Here is a 25668-nt window from a genome sequence, read left to right on the forward strand (position 1 = left end):
CCGGATAAAAGGGTAATTGTGTTAGGCGGAGGAAAGGCTATCGTCGCAGCTGGAATTGCGCGGTTTTCCCCGCTAATGGCCGGGACCGGACGCTCCCAACGAGACGATGGCGAACCATGTCGAAGCGCGGATACGCCGCCAGCAAGAAGCTTCTCACCGGCCTGATCGGCGCGCCGATCGCGCATTCCGCGTCCCCCGCCATGCATGAACGCGCCGCCGAGGCGCTTGGCCTGCGCGGTCACTACCAGCTCATCGAGGTCGCCGGCGCCGACGCGGCCGGGCTCCGCATGATGCTCGAAGGCGTGCGGCGGCTCGGCTTCGCCGGCGTCAATGTCACCTACCCCTACAAGGAGGCCGTGGTCCCGCTGCTCGACGCGCTGGCGCCGGGCGCAGCCAGCATGGGCGCGGTCAACACCGTCGTCGTCGGAGATGGCCGGCTGACCGGCCACAACACCGACACCACGGGTTTCGCCCGGGCGGTGGCGCCACTGCTTGCGCCGTCCGGCAATGCCGTCGCGGTGATTGGCGCCGGCGGCGTTGGCAAGGCCATCGCGTTCGCGCTGGCGAGCCTGAAGGTCGCCGACATCCGCATTTTCGACAGCGAGCCGGCGCGCGCTGAGAAACTCGCTGGGCTGCTCGCCGGGCAAGGCGGTGCGAGGGTGGCTGGAAGCATCGAGGACGCGCTCGTTGGCGCGACCGGCCTCGTCAACGGCACGCCAGTCGGCATGCTGCCGAGCCGTGACGCGCCGGTACCGGCGGCGCTGCTCAGGGCGGACCTGTGGGTCGCCGACGCCGTCTATTCGCCGCTGATCACGCCGCTGCTTGCCGCAGCGCGAGAGAAAGGCGCCCGGATCATGACCGGACGCGAGCTCGCGATCTACCAGGCCGCGGACGCCTTCGAACTGTTCACCGGCCTTGCCCCATCGACCGAGATCATGGGAGAGGCTTTTGATGCCGTGATGGCTGCGCGCAGTGCCGCCTATCAGGCAGCTTGAGGCAAAGCGGCCGGACACAAGGCCGCTTGCAAGATTCGAAACGGGAGGAGAGGACGATGAAACCAACGCTATTGGTGGGCGCGCTGTTCACCATCATGACCGCAACCAGCGCCTACGCCCAGGCGATCAAGCTCGCCGACGTCGCCGAGCTGTCCGGCGGCGGCGCCACCGTCGGCACCAACTGGAAGAACGGCATCGACCTCGCGGTCGAGGAGATCAACGCCAAGGGCGGCGTGCTCGGCCGCAAGCTGGAGGTCACCCACGCCGACTCGCAGTCCAACCCCGGCGTCGCCCGCGCGCAGGTGCAGAAGGCGCTCGACGGCGAACCGTATGTGCTGCTCGGGCCCGGCTATTCCGGCTCGGTGAAGGTCACCGCGCCGCTCGCCGCCGAGGCCGGCATCGCGCAGATCATGGGTGGCGAGGCCGCCGAGCTGACGCAACAAGGCAACAAGTACCTGTTCCGCACCTCGTTCGGCCAGCAATCCTCGATGCCGAAGGTCGCAAAGTACATCCACGACGAGATGAAGGCGAAGTCGGTGGCCGTGATCTGGGTCAACAACGATTTCGGCCGCGGCGGCCGCGACGTCGTCATCAAGGAGCTCGACCGGCTCGGCTCGAAGGTGGTGGCCGATCTCTCGACCGAGGCGGGCCAGGCCGATTTCGCGGCCGACGTCGGCAAGATCAAGGCCGCCAACCCCGACGCCGTGTTCGTGTATCTCAACGAAGAAGAGAGCGCGCGCATCCTCAAGGAGCTGAAGCGGCAGGGCGTCACTGTGCCGCTGATGGGCGAGACCACGCTGATCGGCCAGAAGGTGATCGAGCTCGCCGGCGATGCCGCCAACGGCGCGCGTGGCCATGTCGGCCTCACCACGGATGCCCCGGTCGATCTGATCAAGGCGTTCCGCGAGAAGTTCTCCAAGAAGTACAATTACGTGCCGGACCACAACGGCCTGAAGGGCTATCTCGCCGTCTATATGGTGAAGGCCACCACCGAGAAGATGGGCAAGGTCGACCCCAAGAAGTTCGCCGACACGCTGCACGGCCTGACCATCAAGGCCGCCGACGAGCCGGGCATCCTGATGGACGTCACCTTCAGCGACACCGGCGACATCGATCGTCAGAGCTTCCTGGTCGAGGTCGTCGAGGGCAAGCAGGTCGTGAAGCAGGTGCTGCCGAAGGTAAAGTGAGGCGCTCTCGCCCTTCTTCTCCCTCGCCCCGCTCTTCGCGGGGAGAGGGTTGGGATGAGGGGCTGCTTCCGCAGTCACGGTGACAGTTGAGTTCGCGGAGACAGCCCCTCACCCCGCCCTCTCCCCGTGAGAACGGGGAGAGGGAGACGATAGAGCGGAGTGAGATAAAGAGGGGAACATGTCCAACCTGTTCGATCTTCTGGTCGCGGGACTTGCAACTGGCGCGATCTACGCGCTGGTCGCGGTCGGCTTCACGCTGCTGTGGCAGACCTCGCAGACCATCAATTTCGCCCAAGGCGAGTTCGTGATGCTGCCGGCGTTCCTCATGCTGGCGGCCATGCATGTGGGCGCGCCGTTCTGGCTCGCCATCATCCTCGGGATCCTGCTCTCGATGATCCTGCTCGGCCTCGCCTTCAAGCTGCTTCTGGTCGACCCGATGATGCGCCATGGCGTGCTGCCGCTGGCGATTGCGACGATGGCGCTCGCCATCGGCATCAAGGAGGCCGTCAAGCAGTTCTACAGCGCGGAAGCGTCACCCTTCCCCTCGGTCGTGCCGACCGGCGACATCTCCATCCTCGGCCACGCCGTCTCGCTGCAGAGCATCGGCGTGCTCGTCGTCGCCATCCTCGCCGTGCTTGGACTGACGACGCTTCTGAACCGTACCTCGCTCGGCCACCAGATGCAGGCGGCGGCGCAGAACCCGACGGTGGCGCGCATCATTGGCGTCCCGGTCGAGCGCATGATCCTGCTGACCTTCCTGATCAACGCCTTCCTGGTCGCGCTGGCTTCGCTCCTGATCACGCCGATTTACCTCGCCAAGTTCTCCTCCGGCGAGGTGCTGGGCCAAGCCGCCTTCATCGCCGCAATCGTCGGCGGCTTCAACCAGGTGCGCGGTGCGATCGCCGGGGGCCTGTTGATCGGCGTGCTCGACAATCTCGCGGCCGCCTATGTCTCGACGCAGTACCGCGCCGCCGTGCCGATGATCTTCCTGATCGCAGTCATCCTGTTCCGGCCGCAGGGCTTGCTTGGCCGTGCCGAGGAGCGCACCGTATGAGCGGCTTCGCCAAACCCCTGAAGATCGCGCTCGGCCTTGCCGTCATCGCCGCGCTGATCATCGTCCCCATGAACTTCAACCGCTACGGCCTGTTCATCCTCAGCCAATGGGCAGTGATGAGCATCGCCGCGATGGGCCTCAATCTTACGCTCGGCTATGCCGGCCAGGTCTCGCTGGCGCAGGGTGCCTTCGTCGGCATCGGCGCTTATGCGGCGGCGATCATGACGACGCATGGTTGGCCCCTGCCGGCGGCGATCGTGGTCGCGATCGTCCTGAGCTTCGCGGTCGGCTGGGTGCTCGGCTATCCCGCGCTGCGCGTGCAGCACCACTATCTCGCCTTCGTCACGCTCGCCTTCTCCACGCTCGCCTTCCTGGTGTTCCGCAACGAGAGCTGGCTGACCGGCGGCATCTACGGCATCTCCAACATCCCGCGCCCGCACATCTTCGGGCTGGCAACCAACAAGCCGCTGCCGTTCTACTATGTGTGTCTCGCCTCGCTTGCGATCGTGTCGCTCGCGATGTGGTGGTTGATCCGCTCGCCGTGGGGCCGCGCCTTCATGGCACTGCGCGAAAATCCGCTGCGCGCGCAATCGCTCGGCATCGACACACGGCGCTATACGCTGATGGCGTTCGCAATCGGCTCGGCGCTCGGCGGCGTCGCCGGCGCGCTCTACGCGCCGCTGACGCAATATATCGACCCTGTTCCGTTCAACCTGTCGCTCTCGCTCGACCTGCTAATGATGGTGATCGTCGGCGGCGCCGGGTTCTATTTCGGCCCCTTCCTTGGCGCCATGATCGCGGTGCTGCTGCCGGAATGGCTGCGCTTCACCGAAGGCTATTATCTGATGCTCTACGCCGTCGCCGTGATGCTGCTGCTGATCTGGTCGCCGACGGGCATTCTGGGACTCCTGGACCGTTATCTCGCCGAACGCCGTACCAAAGCGGCTTCGGCGCTACGTGCCGTCGCGAAATCCCGCCTGGAGACGGCGCAATGAGTGCGGTCCTCGAAGTCACCGACATCAAGAAGAACTTCGGCGGCATCAGCGCCGTCGGCGGCGTCTCGTTCGACGTGCGCGAGGGCGAGATTCTCGGCCTGATCGGCCCGAACGGCTGCGGCAAGTCGACCCTGTTCAACTGCATCCTCGGCCAGCTCAGCCCGAGCGGCGGCGAAGTGAAGCTTGACGGGCGGGTCGTCACCGGCCTGCGTCCGTCCGAGCTCAACAGGCTCGGGGTCAGCCGCACCTTCCAGCTGCTGCAGGTGTTCCCAAAGCTCTCGGTGCGGGAAAACCTGATCCTCGCCGGGCAGGAGCACCAGGGCAACATGGCCTCGCGCCTGGTCGGCCGCTCCGATGCGGGGCTGACCGACGCCGCCAACCAGATGATCGGCTTCTTCAAGCTCGATCATCTCGCCGACGAACCGGCCGGTGGTCTCTCCTATGGCCAGCAGAAGCTGCTCGATGCCGCCATGGCCTTCATGGGCGGACCACGCCTGGTGCTGCTCGACGAGCCCGCCGGCGGCGTCAACCCGTCGATGCTGGCTGACCTGAAGGAGCGCCTGGTCGCGATCAACCGCGAGAAGAACGCCACCTTCGTCGTGATCGAGCACAACATGGAGTTCGTGATGTCGCTGTGCTCGCGCGTGATGGTCATGGCGGAGGGCAAGGTGCTGGCGATGGGACGGCCGGACGAGGTCCGCAAGAACCCCGCCGTGATCGAAGCCTATCTCGGACACTAAAGCGCGATGGAGATTAGAATGAACCGGCATCGCGCTTTAGCCTTGTTGTTTGAGCATGATCTTGTCGGAAAACCGCTGCGCACTTTTCCGGATCATGCTGTAGGGAGCGAGTGATGAGTGACCCGATCCTCTCGGTCCACAATCTCGTCGGCGGCTACGGCAAGATGACGATCCTGAACGGCACGACCTTCGCCGTGCCGCAGGCGACCATCACCACCATCATCGGCCCGAACGGCGCCGGCAAGTCGACCGTGTTCAAGGCGATCTTCGGCCTGCTCAGGCTGCGCGAGGGCAAGATCAGCTTCGCGGGTCGCGATGTCACGAATTGGAGCCAGCGCGCGCTGCTCAACGCCGGCATCTGCTACGTGCCGCAGGGGCGCAACATCTTTCCCGAGCTGTCGGTGCGCCACAACATCGAGCTCGGCGGCGTCGCCGCCGACAAGGGCCTCGACCTGCCCCGGCGGATCGAGGCGGCGCTCGACCTCTTCCCCGCGCTGCGCCGCAAGTCGGCGCAGCAGGCCTCGACGCTGTCGGGCGGCGAGCAGAAGCAGCTCGAGATTGCCCGCTCGCTGCTGCTCGAGCCGAAACTCGTGCTGGTCGACGAGCCCTCGATCGGCCTGTCGCCGCTGATGGTGCAGCAGACCTTCGACATCCTGAAATCCCTGCGCGACCGCGGCGTCACCATCCTGATGATCGAGCAGAACGCGCGCTCGGCGCTGGAGATCTCCGACATCGGCATCGTGCTCGAGCTCGGCCAGACCCGCATGGTCGATGACGCCAGGCGCATTCTGAACGATCCGCGCATCGGCCAGCTTTTCCTCGGCGGCGCCATGGAGGAGAGCGCGGCATGAACAAGCGCTCGATCGCAACGGTCTCCCTCTCTGGCGCTCTCGACGAGAAACTCCGCGCCATCGCGGCCGCAGGTTTCGACGCGGTCGAGATTTTCGAGAACGATCTGCTGTCGTTCGGCGCAGGCCCGCGCGACATCGCAAAGCTCTGCCGCGATCTCAATGTCGAGATCTGCGCGTTCCAGCCGTTCCGCGATTTCGAAGGCATGCCGGAGCCCCAGCGCGCGCGCAACTTCGGCCGCGCGGAGCGGAAGTTCGATCTGATGCAGGAGCTCGGCACCGACCTGCTGCTGATCTGCTCGAACGTGTCGCCCGCCTCGCTCGGCGGCATCGACCGCGCCGCGAACGACTTTCGCGAGCTTGGCGAGCGAGCCGCCAGGCGCGGCTTGCGCGTCGGCTACGAAGCGCTGGCCTGGGGCCGCCATGTCAACGATTATCGCGACGCCTGGGAGATCGTGCGCCGCGCCGATCATCCCGCGATCGGAATCATCCTCGACAGTTTTCACGCCCTGGCGCCGGGCTTTCCGACCCGTGTGATCGCTTCGATCCCCGGCGACAAGATCTTTCTGGTGCAGCTGGCGGACGCGCCGAGGCTCGAGCTCGACATTCTCTCCTGGAGCCGGCACTTCCGCTCCTTCCCCGGCCAGGGCGACCTGCCGATCGGCGAGTTCATGGCCGCGATTGCGGCGACCGGCTACGCCGGGCCGCTGTCGCTGGAGATATTCAACGACCAGTTCCGCGCCGGCTCGGCGGCGCAGACTGCGATCGACGGGCTACGCTCGCTGATCCTGCTGGAGGACCAGCTCGCGCCGGACTGGCCGAAGCTTGCCGGCGAGCCGCTGGCACCGAAAGCCAGAAGTCGCGGCACCGGCTTCATCGAGTTCGCCGTCAACGAGACCAAGGCGAGCGAACTCGGCCGCCTGTTTTCGCAGCTCGGTTTCCGCAAGACCGGCCGGCACCGCAGCAAGGCTGTCGAGCGCTGGTCGCAGGGCAAGGTCGAGCTCGTCATCAATTGCGAGACCGACGGCTTTGCCCATTCGCACTACGTCACCCATGGTCCCGGCGTCTGCGCGATTGCGCTCGATGTCGACAATGCCGGCCTCGCCATGCAGCGCGCCGAGACGCTGAAGGCGCGGACCTTCTACCAGCCGGTCGGGCCGGGCGAACTCGAGATCCCCGCGATCCACGGCGTCGGCGGCAGCCTGCTCTATTTTCTCGATCAGGCCGGCAAGAACTGGGGTACCGATTTCGAGCCGGTTGCAAGCGATGCAAGCGGCGATGCACTGCTCGCGGTCGATCACATCGCACAGTCGATGCCCTATGACGAGATGCTGTCCTGGCTGTTGTTCTACACCGGCATCCTCGATCTGAAGCGGCGGCCGCAGATGGAGATCGTCGACCCCAGAGGCCTCGTGCAGAGCCAGGCCATCATCAACGGCGACGAAAGCCTGCGTTTCGTGCTCAACGGCTCCTCCGCCAACCGGACGCTGCCGGCGCGCTTCATCTCCGAGTTCTTCGGCTCGGGCGTGCAGCACGTCGCGTTCGCATGCCGGGATATCTTTGCGGCCGTTGCCGCGATGCGCAAGCGCGGCGCGGACTTCCTGGATATCCCCGAGAACTACTACGACGATGTCGAAGCCAAATACGACCTCGCGCCCGAGCTGATGGCGCAGCTGCGCGCCAACCACATCCTCTACGACCGCGAGGGCGACGGCGAATTCTTCCAGGTCTACACCCACATCTTCGACGAGCGCTTCTTCTTCGAGATCGTCGAGCGCAGGAATTATCAGGGCTTTGGCGCGTCCAACGCCGCCATCAGGCTCGCAGCGCAGGCCCGCGAGGTGAGGCCGATGAGCATGCCAAGGGTGTAGTTCTTCGCCTCCCCCGCGCTTGTCCGCCGAAGCTTTGGCGAAGGCGGATGCGGAGAGAAGCCGGAATTTGCGAGAGCAAATTCCGGGTGAGGGGAACTCTCAGCGAGTCACATCACAATCAAGAGCAACGCTCCCTCAACTCGTCATTGCGAGCGCAGCGAAGCAATCCAGAATCCCTCCGCGGAAAGAGACTGGATTGCTTCGCTGCGCTCGCAATGACGATGTGGTGAGTAGTTGCGAACTCAACGTCTACCGCCCCCGCGGAGAATCCCCCTCACCCTGTCCCTCTCCCCGCAAGCGGGGAGAGGGACAGAGGCAGCTGGGAGCACCAACCTCACTTCATCTTGCACTTGTCGTGGAAGCGATCCTGGTCGTTCTCGACGATGGTGGCGACGGTCTTCAGCGCGAGCTGGCCTTCGGAATCCTTGACCACGTCCTGGAGGTAGAAGTTCTGGATCGGGATGTGGTTGTTGCCGAACTTGAACGCGCCGCGCACCGACTTGAAGTTGGCCTTCTCCATCTCGGCCTTCATCTCGTCCTTCTTCGAGGTGTCGCCGTTCACGGCGACGACGGCGCTGTTGATCAGGTTCGCGGCGTCATAGGACTGCGCACCGTAGAAGGTCGGGCGCAGGCCGGTGTACTTCTTGCGGTAGTCGGCGACGAAGCGCTTGTTCTGCTCGTTGGGGAGGTCGTTGACCCATTGCTGCGCGCCGGGCACCCCGAGCGCGTTCTCCTTCTGGAGCGGCAGCGAGAGCTCGTCGATGGTGAAGGCGGTGTAGAGCGGCATCGTGCTCTTCAGCCCGGCCTGCGCATATTGATTGAGGAACTGCACGCCGGCGGCACCGGGGTAGAACACGAAGATCGACTCGGCGCCGGAGGCGCGCGCCTTGGAGAGCTCGGCGGAGAAGTCGAGCTGGCTCGGCCACACCGTGTATTCCTCACCCACGACCTGCCCCTTGAAGGTGCTCTTGACGCCGGCCAGCATGTCCTTGCCGGCGGCGTAGTTCGGGCCGATCAGGAACACCGACTTGACGCCCTTCTGGTTCATATAGGTGCCGACCGCCTGCGGGGTCTGGTCGTTCTGCCAGGAGGTCGAGAACACGTAAGGCGAGCACAGTTCGCCGGCGAGCTGCGACGGACCGGCATTGGCCGAGATCAGGAAGGTCTTCGAATCGACCGCGGTCTTGAGCGAGGCGAGCAGCACGTTCGACCAGATATAGCCGACGATGAAGTCGACCTTGTCCGACTGCACCAGTTTCTCGGTCTTCTGCTTGCCGACATCGGGCTTCTGCCCGTCGTCCTCGTAGAGCACCTCCACCGGCTTGCCGCCCATCTTGCGGCCGAGATGATCGAGCGCGAGCTCGAAGGAATTGCGCATGTCGTTGCCGATCACGGCGGTCGGGCCGCTGAACGTCGAGACGAAACCGATCTTGATCGTGTCGCCGGCGAATGCCTGATTTGCCAGCACCAGCGCCGCTGCGCCCGCCAGCCAAAATGCCGTCCTCATAACCACTCCCTCCATATTATCTTATCGGTCCCGGAAACGGGGTGATCGCCGCCCCGGGCCTGTTTCTATTGAACGCAAAATCTGTCGAGCCGCCAATGGCTCAGCGCCCGCCCTGCACCATATTTCGCCTCAATCGGCGATGGCAAGAAATATAATTCTACTCACTTCGGCCAAGGCTTGGTCCAGGCTGCGGCGCTTTTTCGCGCCAGATCGATACATCAGGCCTATGCAGCGATTGATGACGGCTATTGGACCGCGGCGCCCAATCCGCACTTAAATGAAGGTGAGCAGCAGCGAGATTCGAAGGTGCATCATGGCCGCAAATCCCCATCGCGTCGTCATCGTCGGCGCCGGCTTCGGCGGGCTGGAGGCGACCTACCGGCTTGCGGGCGCTCCCGTCGAGATCACGCTGATCGACCGCCGCAATCATCATCTGTTCCAGCCGCTGCTCTACCAGGTCGCGACCGCCTCGCTCGCGACCAGCGAGATCGCCTGGCCGATCCGCCATCTCATGCGCGATCGCCGCGATGTGACGACGCTGTTTGCCACCGTGAGCGGCGTCGACACGGGGCGTCGCTGCGTGCTGATCGACGACGGCAGCGAGGTGCCCTACGACACGCTGGTGCTCGCCACCGGCGCGCGGCACGCCTATTTCGGCCACGACGAGTGGGAGCAGTTCGCGCCCGGCCTGAAAACGCTGGAGGATGCGACCACGCTGCGCCGGCACATCCTGGTGGCGTTCGAACGCGCCGAGCGCGAGACCGATCCGGAGAAGCGCGCGGCGCGGATGACCTTCGTCATCGTCGGAGCCGGCCCGACCGGCGTCGAGCTCGCCGGCACCATCGCCGAGATGGCGCATCACACCCTGCCCGGCGATTTCCGCAATATCGACACGCACAAGGCGCGCGTGGTGCTGATCGAGGCGGGCCCGCGCGTGCTCGCAGGCTTTCCCGACGACCTCTCGGCCTATGCCCAGGCCTCATTGGAAAAGATCGGCGTCGAGGTCGTGCTCGGCCAGGCCGTTACCGAGATCAATCGCGAGGGCGTCGTGTTCGGCGGCAAGCTGCTCGAGGCGAAGACCCGAATCTGGGCCGCCGGCGTGCGCGCTTCGCCCGCGGCCGAATGGCTGGGCGCCCCCAGCGACCGTGCCGGGCGCGTGCAGGTCGAAGCCGACCTGACCATCCCCGGCCATCCCGAGATCTTTGCGATCGGCGACACCGTCAGCATCAACGCCTGGAACGGCAAGCCGGTGCCCGGCATCGCACCGGCCGCCAAGCAGCAGGGCCGCCACGTCGCCGAGACCATAAGAGCGCGCCTGCGCGGCGCCGCGACCGGCCCGTTCCGCTACAAGCATGCCGGCAGCCTCGCCCAGATCGGCAAGCGCCTGGCGGTGATCGATTTCGGCCGCATCAAGCTGCGCGGCGCCATCGCATGGTGGATCTGGGGCATCGCCCACATCTACTTCCTGATCGGCCTGCGCCACCGCCTCAGCGTCGCGCTCAGCTGGCTCTGGATCTACGCGCGAGACCAACGGGCGGCGCGGTTGATCACGCAGGGGTCAAGCAAGGTGGTGTAGCTTTTTCCTTCTCCCCTTGTGGGAGAAGGTGGCGCGAAGCGCCGGATGAGGGGTTCTTTCCACTCGCACGATTGCCATGAGGAGAGAACCCCTCACCCGCCTTCGCTTCGCGAAGCCACCCTCCCCCACAAGGCTAAGGCGTGCACATATCTCGGAGCCTCCAACCGGCTGACATTTGCTTGAAGCGGTGCCACCCTCTGCGCATAGTGATGGGACCTGGTGGCCGCTCCGAGGCGTAGCCGGTCCATCCTCCGAGGCGAGCGATGATCCATGCGAGCCATGCGACAGAGTGCTTGGAGTGAGGGTTCTTTTGCTTGTCAGTCCTGCCTTCGAGCTGGACCTGCAAGATTTCGAGGATCGGCAGTTGGTCCGGAGGCACCACGTCGGTGGCGGGGCGGTCGACCGTGCCATCACGGGCGAGGACGAGCTGCATGATCTTGGTAGCTGCCGTCATCGCGATGGCAGCGAGCTTGAACAATGCCTCAGCCGCCTCGACTTGGCTGCTCTCGATGTCGAGGCCTTGGCTTTTACTGGTGCGGAACAACTGCTTGATGTGCCAGCGCTGACGGTACCAATCAACGATCTGCAGCGCCTGCTTCACGGTCGTCACCGTATGAGTGGTGAGAAGGCGCCAGTGGATCGACTCCCCGATAACGGGATCCAGTTCCTTCACTTCAACCAAGCGCAACGTCAATTGACGCGCAGCTTTCCGGTCGCTGCAGTTGGCCGGGCGCTTGATGGTCACCCCGCCAAAGCGCAGTGCGATCTTGGCCGTTCGTGCCGCACGGCCGGGCTGTGCCCGAACCTCCAAGTCGAAGCTATGCTGGACCGGCCAACTTTCGGCAATATCAAACAGCTTTCCGCCGCCCACCAGGGCGCGATCGCGACAGGCACGTGTAAGCAAATGGGTCCGTGCGTCAGGAATCCGGTCAAATTCCTCGTAAATGTCGCTCTCACGGTCGCCAACCACCGTGACCATCGCCGCAGCAGCAAGCGCACTCTTGGCGTCGGCCGCGCTCTTTATCCAACGATAGGACTCCTTCTCTTCGATTGGCTGGCTCTGGTAATCGGGCGACGCAGGCCCCTGGCGCGTCCAAATCTGCATCCCAGCGAGCCCGAGCAAGGCTCCGCTCCCGGCGTCAACGGCCAACACCGGATGCACAAACAGGCCTGGGTCAATCCCGTTCCCGGAAGGGCCAAGGCCGCGGACCCGGCCCGCATGCCTCGCGTAGTTCAGTTCCGTCGTGTCCTGGATCGCAAGCACATGCAGGCCTGCACACTGCTTCGACAGCACCTCTGCGCCATGCCCGACGATCTCGTCCACCGTTACGCTCGGATTGTTCAGCCACCGGCTGAAGCCGACCCATTCGGCGCGGCCATCGGCCGCTGCTCGCAGATTCATCGTCACGCGTTCGACGGCGCGCCGCAACAACAGCGCCCCCTTTTGGCCAGTCGAACGTCTCCAAAACGGCCGACCGACCAATCCATTCCTGCCTTCAATGCGGTTATCCTTCTTAACCGCATTACAAAGAATCAGACTCGATTCACTCAAGGCAAGAAAATTCTGTGCACGCCTTAGCCCACAAGGGAAGAGGGTGCAGTTGCGCGCTCGGCTATAGCTACTTCACTAGCTCACATCCGCCTTCCGTCAGCGGACGGAAGGCCTGGTCGGCGGGAATCGTCGAGACCAGCTTGTAGTAGTCATATGGATATTTCGACTCCTCCGGCTTCTTCACCTCGAACAGGTACATGGGGTGCACGACGCGGCCGTCCTGGCGGATCGTGGTGTCGCCGAACAGCTTGTCCTTGCCCTTGAACTTCTTCATCTCGGGCACGACCTGCTTGGCATTGTCGCTGCCGGTGACGGCGACCGCATTGAGATAGGCGAGCGTAGAGGCGTAAACACCGGCCTGATTGCCGCTCGGCATCTTGCCGTTCATTCCGGGCCGGGCGGCGAAGCGCTTGGCGAAGGCGCGGGTATCCTCGTTCATGTCCCAATAGAAGGCTTCCATGAGCTGGAGCCCTTGGGCGACCTTGATGCCCATACCGTGGATGTCGTTGATGAAGAGCAGGAAGGCGACGAGCTTCTGGCCGCTCTGCTGGATGCCGAACTCGGCCGCCTGCTTCACAGCGTTGATGGTGTCGCCGCCGGCATTGGCGAGCCCGATCACCTGCGCCTTGGAGCTCTGCGCCTGCAACAGGAAGGACGCGAAGTCGGAAGTGCCGAGCGGATGCTTCGAGGAGCCGAGCACCTTGCCGCCGTGTCCTTCGATGTATTTCTGCGCCTCCGCCTCGATGCCCTTGCCGAGCGCATAGTCCACCGTGAGGAAATACCAATCCTTGCCGCCGCGCGACATCATCGCGGCCGCCGTGGTGTTGCCGGTTGCCCAGGCGTCATTGACCCATTGGATGGTGTTGGGCGAGCAGGCCTTGCCGGTGAGATCCGAGCTTGCGGTCGACGACGCCAGGAACGTCATGCGGCTGTCGCGCAGCAGGGCATTGATGGAGAGGCCGACCGCCGAGTTCGGCACGTCGACGATGGCATCGACGCCCTCGACGTCGAGCCATTTGCGGGTGATGGCGTTGCCGACATCGGCCTTGTTCTGGTGATCGGCATAGACGATCTCGACCTTGATGCCCTTTCCACCGCCGTTGAAATCCTCCGCCGCCATGCGCGCGGCCTCGACCGAACCCATGCCGTTGGTGTCCTGGAAGATGCCGGAGATGTCGTTGAGCACGCCGATGCGCACGACGTTGTCCGATATCTCGGCATTCGCCGCGCCAGTTACCAGGCTCGCGGCCAGCGCGAGCGTCCACTTCAGACGTTTCATCATTTCCCTCCCCTGTTGGTCGATTGGCGCGCCGGTCTCTGCCGGCGCGTTTGAAAAGTCAGACCTGCCGTTCGGGCAGTCTCAGCACCAGCCCATCGAGTGCGGGCGTGATCTTGATCTGGCAGGACAGGCGGCTGTTCGGCCGCCGCTCGCTCGCGGTGCCGTCGAGCAGCGCGTCTTCGTCATCCGCCATCGCGGGCAAGAGTGCGAGCGAGCCGTCGTCGACATACACGTGGCACGTGGCGCACATGGCGTTGCCGCCGCATTCGGCCAGGATGCCGTCGAGGCCGTGGCGGGTCGCGGCCTGCATGGCACTCTCGCCGTCGCCGGTCTCGACGCGGTCGGACTTGCCGTCGGGATGGATGAAGGTGATGGCGGGCATGAGCTCCTCGTCAGGCCGGAGTGATGGTGACAGGCAGGCTGTCGAGCCCGCGCAGCGTGTTGTTGAAGCGGCGCTTCGGCTCGCCCGTGATCTCGATCTTTTCGATGCGCCGGGCCAGCGCCGTCAGCATCACCTCGCCTTCGAGCCGGGCGACAAGCTGACCGACGCACATGTGGATGCCGGAGCCGAAGCCGACATGGCCGGAGGTGCGGCGTGTGATGTCGTAGCTGTCCGGCTTGTCCCAGCGACGGGGATCGCGATTGGCTGCGGCCAGGAACATCAGCACCTTCTCGCCCTCGCCGATCCGCGCGCCCGACAACTCGACCTCGCGCGAGGTGGTGCGGAAGAAGGTCTGCACCGGACTTTCGAAGCGCACGGCCTCCTCGAAGGCGCCACGCGCGAGCGTAAGATCCTGGCGCAGGCGCTGCCATTGATCCGGGAAACGGGCGAGGCAATAGACCGCGGCCGCTATGCCGTTGACGGTGGTGTCGAGACCGGCCGACAGCAGCGAGCGCACCAGGAGCGGCGCTTCGGTTGCCGTGATGGCGCCTTCGTCGACCTGTGCATGAATGCAGGCCCCAAAGCCACCCGGCGCCAGGTTCTCGCGCTGGCACTGCTCGGTGACATAGGCCTGGTGCGGTGCCGAGCGTTCGATCGCCTCCTGGCGCAGCTGGTTGGGCGGACCGAAGGCGTTGAACACCACGCTGGCATAGGGAATCAGATGCTCCCGCCCCTCGGGCTTCAAGCCGAGCGCATCCGGAAAGATCGAGAGCGGATAGGCTTCCGCAAGATCCGTGATCGCATCGAAGCTGCGCGTCTCCAGCAGCGCATCGACCCGCGCCTCGGCCGCCGCGGCAAAGCGATCGCGGACCTGCTTCATCACGGTGGGCGACAGCACCTTCGACAGCACGGCGCGGGTGCGGGTGTGCGCCGGCGGATCGGCCTCGAGGATCAGGCTCGGCGGCCGCCACGGCGTCTCCTTCTTGAAGTCGGACAGCCCGACGCCGCGGCTCGAGCAGAAGGTCGCGGGATCGTTGAGAACGGCATGGACCTCGGCGTAGCGCGCGACGGCGTACACGTTCCATCTGTCGAGATAGACCACGGGGCCCGCTTCCCGCAGCAGCTCATGCGTGGGGTAGGGGTCGGCAAAAAACTTCATGTCGAAGGGATCGACGTCGAGATGCGGAATGCCTGATCCAGCGGGGCCGGATACGGTCATGGAAGACCTCCCTCATTTTGATCTTGTGAAAGGGGAGCGCATGCCCTTAGGTCAGCGGGCCCGCCGCGAGTCAGAAACCCGATATGCCGCCGTCTTCGACCAGAGTCCGCCAGAAACCCGCGCCCAATGATGTGGGACCGACGCTCGATCTCGACCGTTACGTCCCGGCGTTCATCACCTTCATCGCCAACAAGCTCTCGAACAGCGCGACCGCGTTCTATCAGAAGCAGTTCGGCGTCAACGTCACGGAATGGCGGATCATGTCGCTGCTGGCGATCGAACCCGGCATTCCGGCGTCGCGAATCTGCCACGTCATCGGCTTCGACAAGGGGCCGGTGAGCCGGACACTGGCAGGACTGGAGAAACGCGGGCTGGTCTCGATCCGCACCGATCCCAATGACGGCCGCACGCATTCGATCTCGCTGACGGCGAAGGGGCGCGCCACCCACGACAAGGTGATCGTCGCTGCGTTCGAACGTGAGAAACGCCTGTTGTCCTGCCTGAGCAAGGACGAGCGCGAGGTGCTGATCGACCTGCTGCGCCGGCTGCACGAAAATCTCGGCGCGGTGACAGGCGGCACTGAGGTCTGACGGGTCGCGCCTCAGGCAGCACCTTCCGACAGTTCCAGGCATGCGCCGGCGTTTGCCGGCGGCACCATTCGTGCCGAGCATTGTTTCCTCCAGACAAGAACGCGGCGGTTCCCCCGCCGTCATCTCTATCTGGAACGGTTCGCATAAATTAGTTGCTTAGGCAACAAAAGAATCGGCAAGATATTGCGGCAGGGATGCTGGGCTAGTTTACGGGCCTGGATCCCCGGGTCCCGGCTCTGCACTCGGATAGATGGGCCCCGGCTCTGCAGCGCATCACACCGGACGATGCTTCGCATCGCCGGGGCGCTGCGCTGCGTCCGGGGCACGAGAGCTTACGAGTGGAGAGAACCTCTACTCCTTACGGACCGACCCACTCCGCCGACGCATCATCATTCAGCCGCGCCACCGCATCGGCCCGGCGCGTCAGCACGGCGCGCTGATTGATGTAGCCCTTGTCGGTGATCTCGCCGCGATCCACCGATGGCGGCTCGGCGAGAAGCAGCGCGCGCGTGGCATGGCCGGAGGAGTTGGGGCCCTGCAGTTTCAGCCTCGCCAGGCCTTGCGCGATCGTGGTTCTGATCAGGTCATGCGCGATCACGTCGTTCACAGCCGCTGTCTCGGGCAGACCGGCATGGGCGCGGCAAGCTGCGATGTTTGGAAATACCAGGAAGCGCACCTCGTCGCCGCCGTGGCCGGTGACGACGATATCCTGTGCGAGCGGTGCCAGCGCAGCGATGCCGGCAACGCGCAGCGTGCCGACGCTGACCCATGTGCCTGAGTTGAGCTTGAAGTCTTCGGCAACGCGGCCGTCGAAGAACAGGCCGCGCTCCGGCCGCGCGCTGTCAGCAAGCTTCACCGCGTCGCCGATCAGGTAGAAGCCCTCCTCGTCGAACGCTTGCCTGGTCAGCTCCGGCGCCTTCCAATAGCCCGGCGTGACGTTGGGGCCGCGCACGCGGACCTCCAGCTTGTCGCCGGAGGCGACGAGCTTCAATTCGGTGCCGGGAATGGGCACGCCGATGTTGCCGGAGCGCTCGGCGAGGAAATGACAATCGGTGGCGAGCGGCGAGGTTTCGGTCGAGCCCCAGGCCGAGACCATCGGCAACGCACGGCCGACGGTCTCGATAGAGAGTTGCTCCAGGGCATCCCAGAGATTCTGCGGCAGCGCCGCGCCGGCATAGAAGGCGAATTTCACCTCGCCGAAGAAGCGGCGGCGCAATTCCTCGTCGCTGCGCAGCGCGGCGACCAGCATGTCGAAGCCGCGCGGCACGTTGAAATAGACCGTCGGGATCACGCTTTTCAGATTGGCGAGCGACGTCGCGAAGAGACCAGGGGCAGGCTTGCCGCCGTCGATATAGAGCGAGCCGCCATTGCGCAGCACGAGGTTGAAATTGTGGTTGGCGCCGAAGGTGTGACTCCAGGGCAGCCAGTCGAGGATGACGAGATTGCCGGGGCCCTCGTCGAGAAAGGTCCAGGTCTGCGCCTTGGCTTGCTGACTGGAGGTCAGCATGCGCTGGGTGTTGATGACCGCCTTGGGCGTGCCGGTCGAGCCTGACGTGAACAGGAGTTTCGCTATCGTGTCCGGCGTGAGCGCGGCAAAGACCCTTGCGACGTCGGGCGTCTCGGGCGTCGCCGCAACGGTGCGGAAGGCGAGTGCGCCATCGTCATCGGCATTGCCGCTGATGATCTGCGCCTGGTGCAGCGGCGCGACAGCTGCCAGCGCCGGCGCGAACGGCCTGACCGCGGAGACGTAGATCGCGCCCGGCTCGAGCAGCGCAATCATGCTCTTGAGCTTGTCGAAGTCTCTCGACATCAGTGAATAGGCGGGCGAGATCGCGGCCGATGGCACGCCCACATGCTGGGCGGCAAGCGCGAGCAGCGCGTGATCGATGCTGTTGTCGGAGAGGATCGCGAGCGGGTGCTCAGCGGAGAGGCCTTGCGCCAAGATCCAGGACGCGGCGGCGCGCACCTTCCGCAACGCCTCGGCATAGGTGACGGTGATCCAGGGCGCTTCGACATTGCCGCGTTCGGCCAGGAAGATCGCATCGGGCGTTCGCCGCGCCCATTGTTCCAGCCAGTCGCCGACGCAACGGGCGCCATCGCGCAACGGATCCGGCGATCGCAGCACGATGCTGCCGTCGGCGCGCTGCTCTGCGATCGTCCTTGGCGTTGCGAACAGTCCTGCAACGTCACCATCTGGGGCGACTGTCATGTGTTTCCTCCTCCGCCCGGATACGGGATCGACCGCAGCCTCGTCCGGGCCGCTTGGCCATAATGTTGGTCACGACAATTGTTGTCGTCAACAACAATCTTTCACTCAGGCCCACGAGGCGATAGGGTTGCGCGACAGGAGAGACCGACGTGACAGCCACCGCAGCCCGGGTCGACAGCCGCCACACCCCGCGAAAGCGCGCGGGCAACGGCGCAGCACCACGCGATGTCGCCGACGACGTCGGCCTCGACGCACTGGCCGGCCATGCCGGCTATGCGGTGCGGCGTTTCCAGATCTGGATCTTTCAGGACTTCATCAAGACGCTCGGCGAGGTCGACATCCGGCCGACGCAATATTCGGTGCTGACGGTGATCGGCGCCAATCCGGGCCTGTCGCAGATGGCGGTGGCCAAGCGCCTCGGCATCGAGCGCGCCCGGCTGGTGCACCTGCTCGACAGCCTCGAACAGCGCAAGCTGGTGAAGCGGATCAAGTCGAAGGAGGACCGGCGCTCCCATGCCTTGCACCTTACGGCGCAGGGCGAGACCGCGCTGGCGAAGTTCAAGCGGCTCGCGGCCGAGCACGAGCGGCACGTCGAGGCGAAGATCGGCAGGGAGAACAGGGCGCAGCTGCTCCGGATCCTCGCCGGCTTCACCTGATCCCGATCTGCCCATGATTTGGGCAGATGCACGTCACGGGTCGCTGGCGCGTCCGCTCGCGCCCCTGCCGAAATATCCACCAACCCACTGATCTCACGATAATATCCTGGATAATTTTCCTGCCCGGATAATGTACACAATGGCACATCGCTTGCTTCACTCCGGGGTGAGGACATGTTGCCGGAGTTTTGTCGCCATGGGGGCTGAGCAGCCTGAAACGATCGCCGCGATTGTGGCCGCGCACCGCGCGGGCCGGCTTTCGCCGGCGCAGACGGTCGCGCGGACCTATCAGCGCATCCGCGACCACAATGACCCCGCCGTGTTCATCAGCCTGCGCGACGAGACGGACGCGATCGCGGAGGCCGAACGTCTCGCCACGAAGGGCGCCACCGGCCTGCCGCTCTATGGCGTGCCGGTCGCGGTGAAGGACAATATCGACGCGCTGGGCTTTCCGACCACGGCCGCTTGCCCGGCCTTCTCGTACACGCCGGCGCACGATTCGACTGCCGTGGAGCGCCTGCGCGCCGCCGGCGCCATCATCATCGGCAAGACCAACCTCGACCAGTTCGCGACCGGTCTCGTCGGCGTCCGTTCGCCCTACGGCATCCCCAAAAACTCGATCCGCGAGGATCTCATTCCCGGCGGCTCGAGCTCGGGCTCGGCTGCCGCGGTCGGCGCCGGGCTGGTGCCGCTGTCGCTCGGCACCGACACCGCCGGCTCCGGCCGCGTGCCGGCGATGCTCAACAACATCGTCGGGCTGAAGCCGAGCCTCGGCATGATCTCGACCGCGGGCCTGGTGCCGGCCTGCCGCACGCTCGACTGCATCTCGGTGTTCGCACTGACGGTGGACGACGCCGCCCTCGCGCTGTCGGTGATGGCGGGACCGGACCAGGCCGATCCGTTCTCGCGCGACCGGCCGCTTGGCGCGATCACGCCGTTGCCGCCAAACTTGCGCCTGGGCGTGCCGCGTAACGGGCAGCTGATCTTCTTCGGCGACAGGAAAGCGGAAGCCGCTTACGGCGATGCGCTGAAGCGATGGACTGCGCTTGGGGCGACATTGGTCGAGTTCGACCTCGAGCCGTTCTACGAGACGGCGCGGCTGCTGTATGAGGGGCCCTGGGTCGCCGAGCGCTATCTCGTGATCAAGGACCTGCTTGCCTCCGCGCCCGACACGATCCATCCCGTGACGCGCGAGATCACCGCCGCCGGCGCGCGGCTGACGGCGGCGGAAACCTTCTCCGCCCTCTATCGTCTGCAAGGGCTTCGCAAGATCGCCGAACGCACATTCGCCAATATCGACGCGCTGGTGCTGCCGACGGCACCGACGGCCTACACGACCGCACAGGTGCTCGCCAATCCGATCGAGCTCAACAGCCGTCTCGGCACCTACACCAATTTCGTCAACCTGCTCGATCTCTGCGGCCTCGCCTTACCCGCATCGATGCGCAGCGACGGCATTCCGTTCGGCATCACACTGCTCGCGCCCGCAGGACGCGATGCGCTGCTCGCCAGCATCGGCCGCGTCTTCCATGCGGATACCCAGCTGACCGTCGGCGCGAAGGGCGTGGCGCAGCCACCGCTCGCAGCGCTCGCCACCAGCAGCAGCGACGAGATCCCCATCGCGGTCGTCGGCGCGCACCTGTCCGGCATGGCGCTGAACGGCGAACTGACGGCGCTCGACGGGCGCCTGATCGAGGTCACCAAGACCGCGCCGGACTACAAGCTCTATGCGCTGCCGACCACGCCGGCCAAGCCGGGCATGCTGCGTGTCGCAGCCGGCAAGGGCGCCGCGATCGAGCTCGAGATCTGGTCGCTATCGCCATCCGCCTTCGGCAGGTTCGTCAACGCGATCCCCGCACCGATGGCGATCGGCGCCGTTCGCTTGGCGGACGGCCGCAGCGTGAAGGGCTTCCTCGTCGAGCCGGAGGTGCTGGGCGAGGCCCGCGATATCACCGCGTATGGTGGCTGGCGGAAATTTATGGCGGAAGCCGCGACGGGGTGAATTTCACTCCGCTGTCGTCCCGGACAAGCGCAGCTCTGGACAACGCGTAGCGTTGTCTAGAGCGGAGCGCAGATCCGGGACCCATACCCACAGGGAGCGGCTTTGGGAAGACTGGGAGTGGGAGCTTTGCCTCGCACTACTCCCTGTGGTTATGGGTCCCCGCGTTCCGCGGGGACGACAGTGAGAGTGTGGCAATGAACGGCTTACACCGACACCGCGTAGATCTCGTACTCGCCGCGCACGAGCTCGATATGCGCGCGCATCGCCGCTGCGGCACCTTGCTTGTCGCCGCGCATGATGGCGACGACGACGCGATCGTGTTCGGCGTGCGACTTGGCGAGGCGGCCGAGATTGCGGAACTGGGCGCGGCGGAACGGCTGCACGCGGACGCGGGTGGCGAGCGTGATCTCGGCGATGTAGCCGTTCTGCGAACCGGCATAGATCGCGTTGTGGAAGCGCTCGTTGACCTCGTGGAAGCGCTCGGGATTGCCGGTGTAGCTCAGCACCCGCAGCTCCTCGTGGATGGCCTCCAGGCCGTGACGCTCGGCCGCCGACATGCGTTCGGCGGCAAGGCCTGCGCACAAGGCCTCGAGCTCCGCCATCGCCTCGAACATACCTTTCAGCCGCTCGACGGATGGCCGCGCCACCACCGCGCCGCGATGGGGCCGTGCCTCGACCAGCCCGCTCGCCACCAGCTGGCGCAGCGCCTCGCGGACCGGGGTGCGCGAGACGTTGAAGCGCCGCGCGATGTCGGTCTCGTCCAGCGGCGCGCCCGGCGCCAGCATTCCGCGCACGATCTCGTCGGCAAGCTGAAGCCGCAGTTCCTCGGCGCGCGTGACTTTCTGCAGCGACGGAAGTGCCCGGTCGACGCGGGGCACCACCGGCTCGGCCGGCAATGTCCCGGGCGGAAGATCGTCAAGCGTCATTCGGTCAGGTCTCTTTCGGCTCGTCGATGATGCTGACATGAGCCGCAACGACGCGCCAGCCCTCCGGGAAGCGAATCCACGTCTGCATCTGCCGGCCGACCTTGCCGGGCGCCGTGTCGCGATAGAACAGGGTGGAGGCCACGGCCGTGTCGCGGCCGTAGCTGGTGATCACCGTCCTTGCGGTGCGCCGGTTCAACCCGACCGGCGAGCGTGCGGCGCGGAAGCCGGAGATCGCCTCATAGCCATAGAGGTTCTCGCCGATGCCGTAGCGCAGCGTACGGGGGTCGTTGCGAAAGAGTTCGCCGAGCACGGCGACGTCGTTGCTGACGAGGGCCTGCTCATAGCGCTCGAACGCGGCTTTGACTTCCGCGATCACCTCGGGGAGATCGATCTCCATCTCAAAATCCTCTTGGCGTGGACGCAGCAACGACGCCCATCTTCTCCAACGCGTGCGCGACGCGCAGCGCGATGTCCTCGCGCCAGGGCGCACAGATGATCTGCACGCCGATCGGCAGCGGTTCGAGCGGCACCGGCACTGCCACGACCGGCAGGCCGATGAACGAGATCGGCTGGGTGTGGATGCCGATATTGGCGCGCACCGGCAGCTCGACGCCGTCGAGGTTGAAATTCACCTGGCCGAGCTTCGGCGCGGTGCAGGGCGTCGCCGGCGCCAGCAGCACGTCGACCGATTTGAAGATCTCGGCAAGCTGCGCGCGATACCAGCGGCGGAATTTCTGCGCGCGATCAACCAGCGGCGCCGGCACCATGGCGCCCGCGATCAGCCGGTCGCGTACGGCCGGATCGAAGTCGTTCGGGCGCTTGCGCAGGCGATCGAGGTGCAGCGAGGCGCCTTCGGTGGTGGTGATGACGTAGGCGGCCGCGCGGGCGCGCGAGGCTTCAGGCACGTCGATGACTTTCGTCGCACCAAGCGCCTTGGCAACGCGGCTGACGGCTTCGACCGCTTCCGGAAAGACGTTCTTCTGGAAGTGACCGCCGGCAACGGCGATGCGCAGATCCGAAACCGGATTGGCGAGCAGCGGCAGCGTCGGTTCCAGCCCACGCGTGGTGCAGGCGGCATCGTCCGCATCCGACCCCTGCATCACGTCATAGGCGAGCGCGAGATCGGTGACGGAGCGCGCGAATGGGCCGAGATGGTCGAGGCTCGCGACGAACGGAAACGAGCGCGCGCGCGACAGCCGGCCATAGGTCGGCTTCAGGCCAAAGATGCCGCAGAACGACGACGGCACGCGGATCGAGCCGTTGGTGTCCGAGCCGAGCGCGAGCGGCACCAGCGCGCCGCCGACGGCGCTGCCCGAGCCGCCCGACGAACCGCCGCTCATCCGCGTGGTGTCGTGCGGATTGCGCGAGGGGCCGTCGTGGATGTTCTCGCCCGTGAAGTCGTAAGCGTATTCGCCCATGTTGAGCGCGCCGACGAGAACGGCGCCGGCCGCTTCCATGCGCTCGATCAGCGCCGCATCGCGCTTGGCGGGTGCGAGGTCGCGGTTGATCTTCGAGCCTGCGCGGGTGGGCAGGCCCGCGACGTCGAACAGGTTCTTCACCGCGAACGGCACGCCGGCGAGCGGGCCGACGGGCTTGCCGGCGGCGATGTCGACGTCGACCGCGCGCGCTTTCGTGCGGGCACGATCGGCGGTGATGTCGGTGAAGGAATTGAGCACACCGTCATGCTGCTGGATGCGCGCCAGCGCGGCTTCCGTGGCATCGAGCGCGGACATCTTCCGCCTTGCGACCGCGCTTGCGATCTCGGAAGCCGTCATCTCTGGCTTGGCGGTCATGGCAGCATCAGGCCGTGAAGATCGGCGCCGGCTCGGTCTCGTCCGGCAGCGCGAATTCGTCGACGAGACGGGCGAGCCGCAGCGAGACCTCGAGGTTGGCGCGCACCGCGGGCCTCCAGGCCTCCTCGAGCGGCAGCGCCAGCGCTTTTGATACGGCGTCGATATAGTCGTCCAGGGGTTCGCGTTTACTCGCAGTCACTTTTATCTCCATCTTCGTCATCGCCCGCGAAGGCGGGCGATCCAGTACACACCAACGCTGGTGATTACTGGATGCCCCGCCTGCGCGGGGCACGACACCTAGGCCGGCAACGGCGGATGCGGGATCGCCGTCAGCAGTTCCTTGGTGTAGTCGTCCTTGGGATCGCTCAAGACCTGCTCGGACGAGCCTTCCTCGACGATTCGACCCGTCCGCATGACAATGACACGATCGCACAACAAGCGCACCACATTCAAATCATGCGAGACGAACAGATAGCTCATACCTAGCCGCGCCTTGAGATCCTGCAGCAGATTGAGCACCACGGCCTGCACCGAGACGTCCAGCGCCGCCGTCGGCTCGTCCAGGATGACCAGCTTCGGATGCAGGGCAATGGCCCGGGCGATGCCGACGCGGGCCTTCTGGCCGCCGGACAATTGGTGCGGGAAGCGGTCGAGCAGGTTGTGCGGCAGGCCGACCATGGTGGCCAGTTCCTCGCAGCGGGCGCGGAGCGCATCGCGGCCCTTGACGTCGCCGAGTTGCATGATGGGGTCGGCGATGGCGCGCGCGGCGGTGAAGCGCGGGTTGAGGCTGTCGGTCGGGTCCTGGAACACCATCTGGATGCGGCTGCGCTGCGGCAGGCGGGCAAAGGCCGATGGCGCGATGCCGGAGATCGCCTCGCCATCGAACTCGATCAGTCCGGAGGTCTGATCGAGGAGACGCATCACCATCATCGACGTCGTCGATTTGCCGCAGCCGGATTCGCCGACGAGGCCGACGCTCTCGCCATGGCCGATCGCAAAGCTGATGCCGTCGACGGCGCGGAACACGTCTGGCTCGACCGGCGGCTTGCGGCCGAACAGTTTGCCGAGCACGGCGGTGGCGCCCTGGCGGGGATATTCCTTGACGAGCTTGTCGACGAGGAGGAGGGGCGCCTTCTCCCCGCTTGCACTGCTCTGCTCCCTCTCCCCGTCCTTCACGGGGAGAGGGTTGGGGTGAGGGGCTACATCTGCGAGCACAATACGCGGAGGCTCACCCTCACCCGCCGCGCTCTTGGGCGCAATTGCGCTCCCGAGCGCGTCGGCCTCTCCCCGCACGCGGGGAGAGGCGAAGGCAGTGCCCTCCTCTTCCGGCAGCAGATCCCGCAGGCTCACACCCAGCCGCGGCGTCGCGCGCATCAGCTTCTTGGTGTAGGGGTGCTGCGGGTTGGCGAAGATGTCGGCGGCTTTCGCGGTCTCGACGACGCGGCCCTTCTCCATCACCACGACGCGGTCGCAATAGGCGGCAGCCAAGCCGAGATCGTGCGTGATCAGGATGGTCGACATCGCGCGGCGCTTCGTCAGCTCGACGATCAGGTCCATCACCGCCTTCTGGGTGGTGACGTCGAGGCCGGTGGTCGGCTCGTCCGCGATGAGGAGCTGCGGATTGCAGGCGAGCGCGAGCGCGATGACGACGCGCTGGCACATGCCGCCGGAGAGCTCGAACGGATAGGCGTGGTAGCGCTCGCGCGGGCGGGCGATCTTGACCTGCTCCAGCGCCTCGATCGCCTTCTCGCCGTGATCGGCCACCTGGGCCTGCTGCACATGGGTGCGCAGCACGTCCTCGATCTGGTCGCCGACTTTGCGGATCGGGTTCAGCGCGGCGCGCGGGTTCTGGAAGATCATCGAGACCTCGCGGCCGCGCAGGTCGCGCATCTGGTCTTCGGTCGCGGCCTTGACGTCGATGCCGGAGAACATCACCGAACCCTCGGCGATCCGCCCCGCGCGATCGAGGATGCGCATCACGGCATAGGAGGTCACCGACTTGCCGGAGCCGGACTCGCCGACGATGGCGAGCGTCTCGCCCTTGGCCACGGAGATGTCGACGTGCTGCACCGCTTTCACGATGCCGCGACGGGTGGTGAACTCGACGGTGAGGTCCTGAACGTCGAGCAGCGGCTGGGCGGTCATGGACGGCTCCCGTCACTCAAACATTCGAAAACAACCCCATGCACAGTAGAATGGCGACTGAAATCATTGGAGAATTTCCGATGGGCCTTTGCGCGTGAGGGAGGCACCGACCTCTCGCTCCCTCCCCCCTTGTGGGGGAGGG

The 25668-nt window shown here is 65.5% G+C and carries 22 protein-coding genes; 11 read left to right on the forward strand and 11 right to left on the reverse strand.

Annotated elements, in window-relative coordinates:
• Positions 1-116: 116 nt before the first annotated feature.
• The 7 genes from H1B27_RS35340 (at position 117) to H1B27_RS35370 (ending at position 7690) form a co-directional block, all read left to right on the forward strand.
• A complete protein-coding gene (locus tag H1B27_RS35340; protein ID WP_197969219.1) occupies positions 117-995 on the forward strand; it encodes a shikimate dehydrogenase in 879 nt (292 codons plus the stop codon).
• Positions 996-1051: 56 nt separating this feature from the next.
• Positions 1052-2182, forward strand: coding sequence for an ABC transporter substrate-binding protein (locus H1B27_RS35345; RefSeq protein ID WP_197969220.1), 1131 nt, complete (start codon positions 1052-1054; stop codon positions 2180-2182).
• 178 nt (positions 2183-2360) lie between these two features.
• The gene (locus H1B27_RS35350; protein WP_197969221.1) at positions 2361-3236 is read left to right on the forward strand and encodes a branched-chain amino acid ABC transporter permease; all 876 of its coding nucleotides are present in this window, start codon (positions 2361-2363) and stop codon (positions 3234-3236) included.
• Positions 3233-4231: a branched-chain amino acid ABC transporter permease gene (locus tag H1B27_RS35355; protein WP_061879691.1), complete on the forward strand. Its 999-nt coding sequence runs from the start codon at positions 3233-3235 to the stop codon at positions 4229-4231. Before H1B27_RS35350 ends, H1B27_RS35355 begins: the two co-directional genes overlap by 4 nt.
• Positions 4228-4971 (forward strand): ABC transporter ATP-binding protein, encoded by a 744-nt coding sequence (locus H1B27_RS35360; RefSeq protein ID WP_061879692.1) that lies wholly within the window; start codon positions 4228-4230, stop codon positions 4969-4971. The genes H1B27_RS35355 and H1B27_RS35360 overlap by 4 nt, the downstream gene beginning before the upstream one ends.
• 113 nt (positions 4972-5084) lie before the next feature.
• Complete coding sequence (locus H1B27_RS35365; protein WP_197969222.1) at positions 5085-5822, forward strand: ABC transporter ATP-binding protein; 738 nt, start codon at positions 5085-5087, stop codon at positions 5820-5822.
• Positions 5819-7690: a bifunctional sugar phosphate isomerase/epimerase/4-hydroxyphenylpyruvate dioxygenase family protein gene (locus tag H1B27_RS35370; protein WP_197969223.1), complete on the forward strand. Its 1872-nt coding sequence runs from the start codon at positions 5819-5821 to the stop codon at positions 7688-7690. The genes H1B27_RS35365 and H1B27_RS35370 overlap by 4 nt, the downstream gene beginning before the upstream one ends.
• 334 nt (positions 7691-8024) lie before the next feature.
• On the opposite strand, the gene H1B27_RS35375 is transcribed toward H1B27_RS35370, so the two are convergent.
• On the reverse strand, positions 8025-9197 hold the full coding sequence (locus tag H1B27_RS35375; RefSeq protein WP_061879695.1) for an ABC transporter substrate-binding protein: 1173 nt from the start codon (positions 9195-9197) through the stop codon (positions 8025-8027).
• Positions 9198-9510: 313 nt separating this feature from the next.
• Here H1B27_RS35375 and H1B27_RS35380 point away from each other — a divergent pair, with 313 nt between their 5' ends.
• Positions 9511-10773, forward strand: coding sequence for an NAD(P)/FAD-dependent oxidoreductase (locus H1B27_RS35380; RefSeq protein WP_197969224.1), 1263 nt, complete (start codon positions 9511-9513; stop codon positions 10771-10773).
• A 133-nt stretch (positions 10774-10906) separates the two neighbouring features.
• Here H1B27_RS35380 and H1B27_RS35385 read toward each other — a convergent pair whose 3' ends face one another.
• From H1B27_RS35385 to H1B27_RS35400, 4 genes are all read right to left on the reverse strand, one after another.
• Complete coding sequence (locus tag H1B27_RS35385) at positions 10907-12325, reverse strand: IS4 family transposase (RefSeq protein ID WP_197969225.1); 1419 nt, start codon at positions 12323-12325, stop codon at positions 10907-10909.
• 67 nt (positions 12326-12392) lie between these two features.
• On the reverse strand, positions 12393-13604 hold the full coding sequence (locus tag H1B27_RS35390) for an ABC transporter substrate-binding protein (RefSeq protein ID WP_197969233.1): 1212 nt from the start codon (positions 13602-13604) through the stop codon (positions 12393-12395).
• 58 nt (positions 13605-13662) lie between these two features.
• On the reverse strand, positions 13663-13986 hold the full coding sequence (locus H1B27_RS35395) for a 2Fe-2S iron-sulfur cluster-binding protein (RefSeq protein ID WP_061879696.1): 324 nt from the start codon (positions 13984-13986) through the stop codon (positions 13663-13665).
• Positions 13987-13996: 10 nt separating this feature from the next.
• A complete protein-coding gene (locus tag H1B27_RS35400; RefSeq protein WP_061879697.1) occupies positions 13997-15205 on the reverse strand; it encodes a cytochrome P450 in 1209 nt (402 codons plus the stop codon).
• An 83-nt stretch (positions 15206-15288) separates the two neighbouring features.
• Between H1B27_RS35400 and H1B27_RS35405 the strand changes: the two genes are divergently transcribed.
• Positions 15289-15795 carry a MarR family winged helix-turn-helix transcriptional regulator gene (locus H1B27_RS35405; protein WP_197969226.1) on the forward strand — a complete coding sequence of 169 codons (507 nt, stop codon included), beginning with the start codon at positions 15289-15291 and terminating at the stop codon, positions 15793-15795.
• A gap of 358 nt (positions 15796-16153) precedes the next feature.
• On the opposite strand, the gene H1B27_RS35410 is transcribed toward H1B27_RS35405, so the two are convergent.
• Positions 16154-18004: a feruloyl-CoA synthase gene (locus H1B27_RS35410; protein ID WP_197969227.1), complete on the reverse strand. Its 1851-nt coding sequence runs from the start codon at positions 18002-18004 to the stop codon at positions 16154-16156.
• A gap of 149 nt (positions 18005-18153) precedes the next feature.
• Between H1B27_RS35410 and H1B27_RS40510 the strand changes: the two genes are divergently transcribed.
• Together H1B27_RS40510 and atzF are read left to right on the forward strand one after the other, a co-directional pair.
• On the forward strand, positions 18154-18660 hold the full coding sequence (locus H1B27_RS40510) for a MarR family winged helix-turn-helix transcriptional regulator (protein ID WP_061879700.1): 507 nt from the start codon (positions 18154-18156) through the stop codon (positions 18658-18660).
• A 196-nt stretch (positions 18661-18856) separates the two neighbouring features.
• Positions 18857-20662, forward strand: coding sequence for an allophanate hydrolase (gene atzF, locus H1B27_RS35420; protein WP_197969228.1), 1806 nt, complete (start codon positions 18857-18859; stop codon positions 20660-20662).
• Between the two features lie 203 nt (positions 20663-20865).
• Here the strand turns inward: atzF and H1B27_RS35425 are convergent, their stop codons facing one another.
• The 5 genes from H1B27_RS35425 to H1B27_RS35445 all read right to left on the reverse strand — a co-directional run bounded on the left by H1B27_RS35425 (position 20866) and on the right by H1B27_RS35445 (position 25526).
• A complete protein-coding gene (locus H1B27_RS35425; protein WP_061879702.1) occupies positions 20866-21588 on the reverse strand; it encodes a GntR family transcriptional regulator in 723 nt (240 codons plus the stop codon).
• Between the two features lie 4 nt (positions 21589-21592).
• The gene (gene hpxZ / locus H1B27_RS35430) at positions 21593-21985 is read right to left on the reverse strand and encodes an oxalurate catabolism protein HpxZ (RefSeq protein ID WP_197969229.1); all 393 of its coding nucleotides are present in this window, start codon (positions 21983-21985) and stop codon (positions 21593-21595) included.
• A gap of 1 nt (position 21986) precedes the next feature.
• The gene (locus H1B27_RS35435; protein WP_197969230.1) at positions 21987-23381 is read right to left on the reverse strand and encodes an AtzE family amidohydrolase; all 1395 of its coding nucleotides are present in this window, start codon (positions 23379-23381) and stop codon (positions 21987-21989) included.
• 7 nt (positions 23382-23388) lie between these two features.
• On the reverse strand, positions 23389-23580 hold the full coding sequence (locus H1B27_RS35440; protein ID WP_311977571.1) for a DUF4089 domain-containing protein: 192 nt from the start codon (positions 23578-23580) through the stop codon (positions 23389-23391).
• Between the two features lie 98 nt (positions 23581-23678).
• Positions 23679-25526: a dipeptide ABC transporter ATP-binding protein gene (locus H1B27_RS35445; protein ID WP_197969232.1), complete on the reverse strand. Its 1848-nt coding sequence runs from the start codon at positions 25524-25526 to the stop codon at positions 23679-23681.
• Positions 25527-25668 lie beyond the last annotated feature (142 nt).

Origin of the sequence: Bradyrhizobium diversitatis (assembly GCF_016031635.1) — a bacterium.
Lineage (GTDB): Bacteria > Pseudomonadota > Alphaproteobacteria > Rhizobiales > Xanthobacteraceae > Bradyrhizobium > Bradyrhizobium diversitatis.

Excerpts from the sequence above, each read along its gene's own strand:
- H1B27_RS35340 (WP_197969219.1), top strand. The coding sequence starts at position 117 with ATGTCGAAGCGCGGATACGCCGCCAGCAAGAAGCTTCTCACCGGCCTG.
- H1B27_RS35345 (WP_197969220.1), top strand. The coding sequence starts at position 1,052 with ATGAAACCAACGCTATTGGTGGGCGCGCTGTTCACCATCATGACCGCA.
- H1B27_RS35350 (WP_197969221.1), top strand. The coding sequence starts at position 2,361 with ATGTCCAACCTGTTCGATCTTCTGGTCGCGGGACTTGCAACTGGCGCG.
- H1B27_RS35355 (WP_061879691.1), top strand. The coding sequence starts at position 3,233 with ATGAGCGGCTTCGCCAAACCCCTGAAGATCGCGCTCGGCCTTGCCGTC.
- H1B27_RS35360 (WP_061879692.1), top strand. The coding sequence starts at position 4,228 with ATGAGTGCGGTCCTCGAAGTCACCGACATCAAGAAGAACTTCGGCGGC.
- H1B27_RS35365 (WP_197969222.1), top strand. The coding sequence starts at position 5,085 with ATGAGTGACCCGATCCTCTCGGTCCACAATCTCGTCGGCGGCTACGGC.
- H1B27_RS35370 (WP_197969223.1), top strand. The coding sequence starts at position 5,819 with ATGAACAAGCGCTCGATCGCAACGGTCTCCCTCTCTGGCGCTCTCGAC.
- H1B27_RS35375 (WP_061879695.1), bottom strand. The coding sequence starts at position 9,197 with ATGAGGACGGCATTTTGGCTGGCGGGCGCAGCGGCGCTGGTGCTGGCA.
- H1B27_RS35380 (WP_197969224.1), top strand. The coding sequence starts at position 9,511 with ATGGCCGCAAATCCCCATCGCGTCGTCATCGTCGGCGCCGGCTTCGGC.
- H1B27_RS35390 (WP_197969233.1), bottom strand. The coding sequence starts at position 13,604 with ATGAAACGTCTGAAGTGGACGCTCGCGCTGGCCGCGAGCCTGGTAACT.
- H1B27_RS35395 (WP_061879696.1), bottom strand. The coding sequence starts at position 13,986 with ATGCCCGCCATCACCTTCATCCATCCCGACGGCAAGTCCGACCGCGTC.
- H1B27_RS35400 (WP_061879697.1), bottom strand. The coding sequence starts at position 15,205 with ATGACCGTATCCGGCCCCGCTGGATCAGGCATTCCGCATCTCGACGTC.
- H1B27_RS35405 (WP_197969226.1), top strand. The coding sequence starts at position 15,289 with ATGCCGCCGTCTTCGACCAGAGTCCGCCAGAAACCCGCGCCCAATGAT.
- H1B27_RS35410 (WP_197969227.1), bottom strand. The coding sequence starts at position 18,004 with ATGACAGTCGCCCCAGATGGTGACGTTGCAGGACTGTTCGCAACGCCA.
- atzF (WP_197969228.1), top strand. The coding sequence starts at position 18,857 with ATGGGGGCTGAGCAGCCTGAAACGATCGCCGCGATTGTGGCCGCGCAC.
- H1B27_RS35425 (WP_061879702.1), bottom strand. The coding sequence starts at position 21,588 with ATGACGCTTGACGATCTTCCGCCCGGGACATTGCCGGCCGAGCCGGTG.
- hpxZ (WP_197969229.1), bottom strand. The coding sequence starts at position 21,985 with ATGGAGATCGATCTCCCCGAGGTGATCGCGGAAGTCAAAGCCGCGTTC.
- H1B27_RS35435 (WP_197969230.1), bottom strand. The coding sequence starts at position 23,381 with ATGACCGCCAAGCCAGAGATGACGGCTTCCGAGATCGCAAGCGCGGTC.
- H1B27_RS35445 (WP_197969232.1), bottom strand. The coding sequence starts at position 25,526 with ATGACCGCCCAGCCGCTGCTCGACGTTCAGGACCTCACCGTCGAGTTC.